We start from the raw sequence: 6,829 nt of genomic DNA, 5'->3' as shown, positions 1-6,829 counted from the left end.
GTCCAGCAGCACCATCCGGCTGCCCCCGAACACCAGCCAGCGCCGCTGCCGTTGCCGGGTGAGCCGGCCCTCGTCGGTGAAGGCGGCCAGATACGCGGCGGGCAGCCCGCGGCCGCGGCGCCACAGCCAGTCGTCGAGGGTCTCGAACGGCAGCGTGCGGGACATCGCGACGGCGGCCTCGCCCAACAGCCGGTCGACGTGGGGCTGCCTCGCCCCCGGCAGGATCCGGCCGTGCTCCAGGGTGGCCGCGCCCGCCCGCAGCAGGTCGACCAGTTCCGCACCGGCCAGCCCGAGCGACAAATCGCCGCGCTCCACGGTCCGGCTGGACGGCATGTCCATCGTGACGGTCAGAAGATCACGCGCTGTGGTCATAGCAGGCTTCCCGTTCAGGGCGACGGCGACCGGCGTCCCGTCACTCTCCCGCCGGCCCACCTGGCCGATTATCCCTCCCCCCGGCCCATCCGGAGCGCTCCGACCCGGCGAGCACAATTCCCACCGGGAGCACCCGGCTCCGGGGCGGCCAGCTCCCGGGCTGCCGAACCTGACCGACACCCCGACGGCCGTCTGATCACCCGGCCGCCGGCTCGCGGCCCGCCGCCTCCTCATACGGCTCGCCCGGCGCCACTTCATTCCGCCGAGAGCCGTTCCCACCGTTGGTCTGGCCCGGCGTCACCGGGGAGCGCCATGCGAGGTCCCCGCTCCTCGGCCATCGCGGGGTCATGCCCGGTCGTACCAGGCACGGATCGATGCCTTGTAGACCGCGGGCATGTCGAGGCCGGCCACCTCGTCCTTGGTGAACAGGCCGACGTGTTTGTGCTCGTGGCTGGCCACCGGCTCCACCCGTGGGTCCAAGGCCACCGCACCGTACGTGACGATCAGCACGCGGCGCCCCGGAAGCGGCTCGTAGATCCAGACGCCGTCATCGATCAAGGGACCGACCTCGACCTGCCAGCCGGTCTCCTCCCAAACCTCCCGCGCGACCGCGTCCTGCGGCGTCGAGTCGGCTTCCTCACCGGCCTCCTGGTCGACGATCTCCAGCCGGCCGCCCGGCAGTTCCCACTCATCGCGCTCGTTGTGCAACAGCAGGACGCGGTCCATGTCGTCGAGAACCACCGCCTTCACCGACACCGGCCACATCGGCGGCTTGTACGACGACATCGCGCCCCTCCCGTAGCCGCGAGACTACGGACCGTAGCACGCGGCCTGCCCGATCGCGCTCGGTCGTGGCCCCCGCGACGCAGGCGCCCCGCGCCCTGGTGTGCGCGTGGCCGGCGCCAGCGACCGTCGTCAAATTCACCGCCCCCTGGTGGTGTTGGTCACCGGAGGAGCGGCAAGATCGCCGTATGAAGCTCTTGGTGATGGGCGGCACGTGGTTCCTCGGTCGGGCAGTTGTGGAGGAGGCGCTGCGGCGGGGCTGGGAAGTGACGACGTTCAACCGCGGCGTATCCGGGTCGGGTCCCCAGGGCGTCACGGCGGTGCACGGGGACCGTACGGATCGCAACAGCCTCGCGTACCTGGCTGAACTCGGCCCGTGGGACACCGTGGTGGACACCTCCGCGTCGGAGATGCCGCCGCGAGTGGTTCTGGACGGCACTCGGGCGCTCAACGGCGTGGTCGGACGCTACGTCTACGTATCCACGGTGTCGGTGTACGAAGGCTGGCCGGACGAGAGCCTGACCGAGCAGTCGCCCGTGCTGCCGTGCCCGGCCGACGCCGAGCCCGACTACGGCTCCATGCCACCAGGAGCCGACGGCCCGAACACGCACTACGGCACCCAGAAGGCCGGTGCGGAAAACGCGGTCCTGGAGATCTTCAAGGACCAGGGCGGCGTTGCTGCGACCCGGCGTGATCCTGGGGCCCGGTGAGTACGTCGGTCGGCTGCCGTGGTGGCTGCGCCGCGCGGCGGCGGGCGGCCGGATGCTCGCTCCGGGCGACCCCCTGCGCAGCATCCAACCGGTCGACGTGCGGGACGTCGCAACGTTCGCGGTCGACCAGGCAGCCGCGCCGACCGGCGGGATCTACAACGTGACGGCGCCGGTCGGGCGGGAGACGATGGGCGGCTTCCTCACCTCCTGCGTGGGGGTGACCGGCGGCGACGCCGAGTTGGTGTGGGCGCCGGACGCCCTGCTCATCGAGCAGGGCGTGAAGCAGTGGACAGAACTGCCGCTGTGGCGCACCCACCCGGGAGTGTGGCGCATCGACTCCTCCGGTGCGTACGCGGCGGGGCTGAGCTGCCGGCCGCTGGCTACGACCGTCGCGGACACCTGGGCGTGGCTCCAGCAGAACGGGCGGCCGGTGCACCACCCCCGCTGGGCCGAGCACGGCATCCCTCCCGAGCGGGAGACCCGAATCCTCGCCGCGCTTCCCTGACCTGCCTCACCCTTCCAGCGCCGGCCGGTCGCTGGGGCCAATTGAAATACCAGCCGGCCGTCCAAGGAGCATCCGACGCACGGCCGTGACCGACGGCCCGAACCTTCAAGGAGACCTCTGGTGACGACCCCGCTGATCGACGACAGCAGGGCCTTCCCCGCCACCGTTCCCCCCGACCTGGACGATCCCCAGAAGATCACCTTGAACGACTGGGACGCCTTCAGGTCAGTGCAGAGGATGACCAACCACTGGGACCGGCCCGGATGGGCCCCGGGACACCGGGCCTACTACTGGATGCTGGCCTTCCCGGAGGAGCCCGACCTGATCGCCGAGGCACGTTCATGCCAGCAGGCCCTCGCCGGCCTGGGCATGGACGAGGTCCCCGACGACGGCCTGCACATCACCATGAACAAGATCGGTGACTGCGCGGACGTCGAGCCCGGCATGGTGGACTCCCTGGCCCGGCTGGCACACTGCACGCTCGGTGGCGGCTTCGAGATCCGCGCCGAGCCCATGGCCGGATCCACGGGGGCGATACGGTTCAGCGTCACGCCCTGGACGCCACTGGTGGAACTGCATCCCGCCCTGCACCGCGCAGGACAACACATCGGCGTCCCAGGCGGAAGACCGAGCAGCCTGTTCCGCCCGCACCTCGGCATTCTCTACAACAACCGGGACCGGCACGCCGCGCCCGTGATCGACGCCGTGGCTCTTCTGAGGAACCGTCCCGCCGTCACGCTCCCGGTCAAGCGGGTCGAGCTGGTCGAACTTCGCCGGGACGGACGCACGTACCGATGGCGCGTCCTGCGCAGCCTGACCCTGCCGAGCCCGTTGCCCGCCCGCCGGCGATAGCGGGAGGAGTGCGTCAGCCGAGGGGGATTTCGGCGACAGTCGTCCATTCGTACATCTGGTTGTCGCGGTTGATGCGGATCAGGTCGGCATGCGTGATGTGCGCGATGGCCGGCTCGATCGCGGCTGCGGCGATGGCCGCGGCGAAAGGTGCGGCGGGGCCTTGGGCGTTGCTGTACGCAAGCGAGACGTGCGGTGTGAAGCCGTCTTCGGCCTCGGGGACATCGTCCTGGACATCGCCGATTGCCGCGCGCAATGCACCGCGCACCTGCCTTACGGGGTCTGGTGGTTGGACAGGCATAAGGAGCGCTTCCGGGTCGACGATCGGCGCGGTGAGCGTGGCGTCGAACGGTTGCAGGGCCGCCAGTCGACGGCTCGCGGCCGTCAGGATGCCGTTCACCGTGTCCTCGGGGACTTCGCCAACGAAGCCGATGCCCTGCATGGTGAGGTGCAGCCAGCGGTCGGGGATGAGGTCGAGCCCGTCCAACGGGGCGAGGGCCGAGCGGTATTCGGCGGCGAACCGCTCGACATCGGCCATGCCGCTGAAGGTGAGATGCCAGGTGTAGAAGGACCGGCCACGGCGCCAACCGGGCCGCCACCACCAGTGATTGGTCATCCGTTCGGTGTCCGTGGCCACGGTGACGAATACTGTCAGGCATCCTTGGTTCCTGACGACAGCGCGAGTCTGCGCGGGGCGGAGTCGAGCCCGCGGCCGTTCTTGTCGGCCCTCTTCGCGGACTTGACGGCCACCGCAGCACAGTTCGCACCAGCGTCGAACACCCTTACCGTCACCCGACCCTGGTCCACCTCCAGCAGGAGAACCCCGATGCCCGGGGTGTGCCGGAGGGCGTTGGCGACCAACTCGTCCACGACCAGGGCCATGTCGTCCACCGTCGCCCGGTCGACCGTCTCTCCAGCACCCTGCGGATCTGAGCAGCGGGCCGCAGGTGTCCTGCGGCCCGCCACCCGTTACGGCTGGACGATGTCGAAGTCGGCGGCGCCGGAGCGGACGAGGTCGAGGAACGACGACCAAGCGCTCGGCGTCACGAGCAGTGCCGGCCCCTGCTTGTCCTTGGAGTCGCGGATGCCGACGCTCTGCGCGAGGGCGGCGATCTCCACACACGCGTTGCCCTCGGCTCCGCTGTAGGAGGACTTGTACCAGGAGGTCTCGGGAGCTATGTCGGTGGACTTCAGTGGAGTGTTGATGGTCCTGTCCTTCGCTGTAGTGCTTCCAGGAACTGCGGCGTCTCGTGGGGTGCGAGCGCCGAGGCCCGCAGTGCTTCGAACCTGCGGGAGAACCGTCCCACGTCGGGCTTCTTGTCGGTCACCCAGGCTTGGCCGTTGACATGGTCGGCCTGGACCATGCGCCCCAGCGGCTCTTCCAGGTCGAGGATGATGAAGTTCTGGCTCGCGCGGTAGCCGGCTGATGAAGCCGGCAGCACCTGGACGGTGACGTGGTCGAGGCTGCTGAGCCGTGCGATCTCCTCGTACTGCCGCGTCATCACCTCTGGGCTGCCGATGGTGGCCCGCAACGCGTCCTCGGCCATGATGACCCACAAGGGCCGGGGCTCTGTTTCGGTGATGATCCGCTTCCGAAACATCCTCAACTCGACGTTGGAGTCGATGAACTCCGTGGTGATCTCGTCCGTCGCCTTGGCGCTCTGGAGCAGCGCGCGGGCGTACTCCTCCGTCTGGAGCAAACCGAAGACCAAGTTGGGCTGCCACGCGCTGATGGCGAGCGCATCGGTCTCCATGCCGACGTAGTCGCGCATGCCCTTTTGGAAGTGGGGGTTGTAGGGGACCCACCATCCTGCTTGCAGTGACTCGCGATGGATCGTCAGCAGGCTGTCGATCGTCTCGTCGTCCTGTTGGTAGTACTCCAGCAGGGATGTCAGGTCTTTCGGGTTCGGCAGGCTGGTCCGACCGCTCTCGACGCGCCACAGCTTCTCCTTCGAGAACCCGAGCGCGGAAGCGACCTCGGCCGTGCTGAGGCCGCGGTCCTCCCTCATCTTCTCCAGCACTTTGCCGAGATGCACTCGGCGACTCGTGGGTCCTTTCGGCGCTGCCACGTTACGTCGTCCCTTCTCCGAGCCGGGCGCTACTGCGCCCGAGTCCAGTCTGGTCGCCGTCGAGTCCGGTCTCACCGTACCCGGGCGGCGGGTGGTCAACCTCGGGCCCTCCTTGGAATTCGAGAGCCCGTACAACTGCATATACCAATCTACGTCTGAATTACACAGGCAGTTGCGCGCCAACTCTCTCATGCATCACGCTGGTTGAGCCGAAGGGTTTCGAAGTACGGCGCAGCCACCTCAGCGCGTCTCGCCCGATGGTCTCCACCTGTCCGCACTGCGAAGGGCACCGCGATGGCCGGCACCGCTCAGCGCCACGAAAGTTGCCGCAGCGCTCTTGGAGCCACGGCGGGCAGTTCCGTCTGCGCGTCTGATGCGCTCACGGTGACGCTCGAGTGGGCCGCGCCTGGCAGTGGAAATGCCACCACGGAATCCGGTGCACGACAGGTCGGTTCGATGCGCCGCCTCGCGTGCGCGGCTCTGGAGCAGTGGGGTCTTCGGGCCGTCACCGAGGACCTCGCCCTCGTCATCAGCGAGTTGGTCACCAACGCGCTCCAACACGGCGGCGGCTGCACCGGCTTCTGCCTCTCCCATGACGCTGCCGGTTCCGTCCGTCTCGAAGTCCACCAGAGGTCCCGCTACCTTCCCCAGGTGCTGCATTCCAGCGCCGAAGACGAGTGTGGCCGGGGGATTCTGATCGTCTCCACGCTCGCCGACGGTTGGGGCGTGGGCGAGGCCGGCGACTCGGTCTGGTGCACGCTCTCACCCAGGGCTGGTGCGACGCTGTGACGCATAGCTCCTGCATCCCCGTCGTGTTGGCCGCGCCGTCGGGGATCCAGACTGGCCGCACCTCCCCGCGTGAGGAATACGTCTTGGTGCGGAGGCGTAGGGCTCTCGTCCATCTCAGGCAAGCGTCCAAGCCGCCGTAGTCGCCCTGTTGCTCCGCTCCAGCGGCATGCCTGCGCCTCACGCAACTCCGCTGCGCGTACTCCCGTCCCCGTGCGCACGGCAGTTGGCAACCCTGCCGTCGTGGGAGCGGCCTTCCCCGCTCCGGCCACGCCGAGTCAGGCAAGTGTCCGCGCCCTCAACTCCCCTGGGGCGTGGCCGACTCACAGCGACTGCCCGTGTCCGGAGCGGGTCCCATCCACCCGCACGACGCCGTCACCGAAGGAGGAGGAACACGATGCCCAGCCGCAGCGCGCGACGTTTCATCTGCGGCCGGCGGACCCCGGTGCCGCCCCAACTCGTCACCACGGCACTGGGCATGGCCGACGCCGCCGACCCGGGCCCGCAGAGCGCGGGCGAATACTCGGCGGATGACGTGTACGCCGTGCTGGTCTGCACGCTCCAGTTCCATCGCGGGCCCATGCACCACGGCGCCGTCCTGAACCTGCGCGGGCCCGAGGCCGGCACCATCTGGGCGGTATGGCGCGACGACGTGGAACCGTGCCTGGCCGTCGTGTTCCCCGACTGCCCCGCCCGATCCGACGGTGAGGCGTGCAGCGAGTTCGCCGGGCACCGCGGTGTCCACAGCTGGGACC

At 69.2% G+C, this 6,829-nt stretch carries 10 protein-coding genes and 1 pseudogene; 5 read left to right on the top strand and 6 right to left on the bottom strand.

The window, feature by feature from the left end; translation table 11 throughout:
* Nucleotides 1-372: GPP34 family phosphoprotein (locus tag AC13HU_RS28395; protein ID WP_483044812.1), on the bottom strand; the 372-nt coding region annotated here is incomplete at its 3' end.
* Between the two features lie 345 nt (nt 373-717).
* The gene (locus tag AC13HU_RS28390) at nt 718-1,158 is read right to left on the bottom strand and encodes an NUDIX hydrolase (protein ID WP_483044811.1); all 441 of its coding nucleotides are present in this window, start codon (nt 1,156-1,158) and stop codon (nt 718-720) included.
* A gap of 185 nt (nt 1,159-1,343) precedes the next feature.
* Here AC13HU_RS28390 and AC13HU_RS28385 point away from each other — a divergent pair, with 185 nt between their 5' ends.
* The 3 genes from AC13HU_RS28385 (at nt 1,344) to AC13HU_RS28375 (ending at nt 3,222) form a co-directional block, all read left to right on the top strand.
* Nucleotides 1,344-1,865 (top strand): NAD-dependent epimerase/dehydratase family protein, encoded by a 522-nt coding sequence (locus tag AC13HU_RS28385; protein ID WP_483044810.1) that lies wholly within the window; start codon nt 1,344-1,346, stop codon nt 1,863-1,865.
* Nucleotides 1,831-2,370: a Rossmann-fold NAD(P)-binding domain-containing protein gene (locus tag AC13HU_RS28380; protein ID WP_483044809.1), complete on the top strand. Its 540-nt coding sequence runs from the start codon at nt 1,831-1,833 to the stop codon at nt 2,368-2,370. The genes AC13HU_RS28385 and AC13HU_RS28380 overlap by 35 nt, the downstream gene beginning before the upstream one ends.
* A 120-nt stretch (nt 2,371-2,490) precedes the next feature.
* Complete coding sequence (locus tag AC13HU_RS28375) at nt 2,491-3,222, top strand: 2'-5' RNA ligase family protein (protein WP_483044808.1); 732 nt, start codon at nt 2,491-2,493, stop codon at nt 3,220-3,222.
* Between the two features lie 13 nt (nt 3,223-3,235).
* On the opposite strand, the gene AC13HU_RS28370 is transcribed toward AC13HU_RS28375, so the two are convergent.
* From AC13HU_RS28370 to AC13HU_RS28355, 4 genes are all read right to left on the bottom strand, one after another.
* Nucleotides 3,236-3,835: a 2'-5' RNA ligase family protein gene (locus AC13HU_RS28370; RefSeq protein ID WP_483044814.1), complete on the bottom strand. Its 600-nt coding sequence runs from the start codon at nt 3,833-3,835 to the stop codon at nt 3,236-3,238.
* Nucleotides 3,836-3,870: 35 nt separating this feature from the next.
* Nucleotides 3,871-4,101: a hypothetical protein gene (locus AC13HU_RS28365; protein ID WP_483044807.1), complete on the bottom strand. Its 231-nt coding sequence runs from the start codon at nt 4,099-4,101 to the stop codon at nt 3,871-3,873.
* 87 nt (nt 4,102-4,188) lie between these two features.
* Nucleotides 4,189-4,398, bottom strand: a complete 210-nt coding sequence (locus tag AC13HU_RS28360; protein ID WP_483044813.1) for a DUF397 domain-containing protein — start codon at nt 4,396-4,398, stop codon at nt 4,189-4,191.
* Between the two features lie 11 nt (nt 4,399-4,409).
* Nucleotides 4,410-5,255, bottom strand: a complete 846-nt coding sequence (locus AC13HU_RS28355) for a helix-turn-helix domain-containing protein (RefSeq protein WP_483044806.1) — start codon at nt 5,253-5,255, stop codon at nt 4,410-4,412.
* 327 nt (nt 5,256-5,582) lie between these two features.
* Between AC13HU_RS28355 and AC13HU_RS28350 the strand changes: the two genes are divergently transcribed.
* Both AC13HU_RS28350 and AC13HU_RS28345 read left to right on the top strand, forming a co-directional pair.
* The gene (locus AC13HU_RS28350) at nt 5,583-6,077 is read left to right on the top strand and encodes an ATP-binding protein (protein WP_483044805.1); all 495 of its coding nucleotides are present in this window, start codon (nt 5,583-5,585) and stop codon (nt 6,075-6,077) included.
* Nucleotides 6,078-6,471: 394 nt separating this feature from the next.
* Nucleotides 6,472-6,829 (top strand): annotated as a pseudogene (locus tag AC13HU_RS28345) (hypothetical protein); the annotation flags it as partial.

The sequence above is a fragment of the Streptomyces sp. NH27 genome (genome assembly GCF_056859195.1).
The sequence above is the reverse complement of the archived record's forward strand: the minus strand, read 5'-3'. Positions and strand labels throughout refer to the sequence as shown.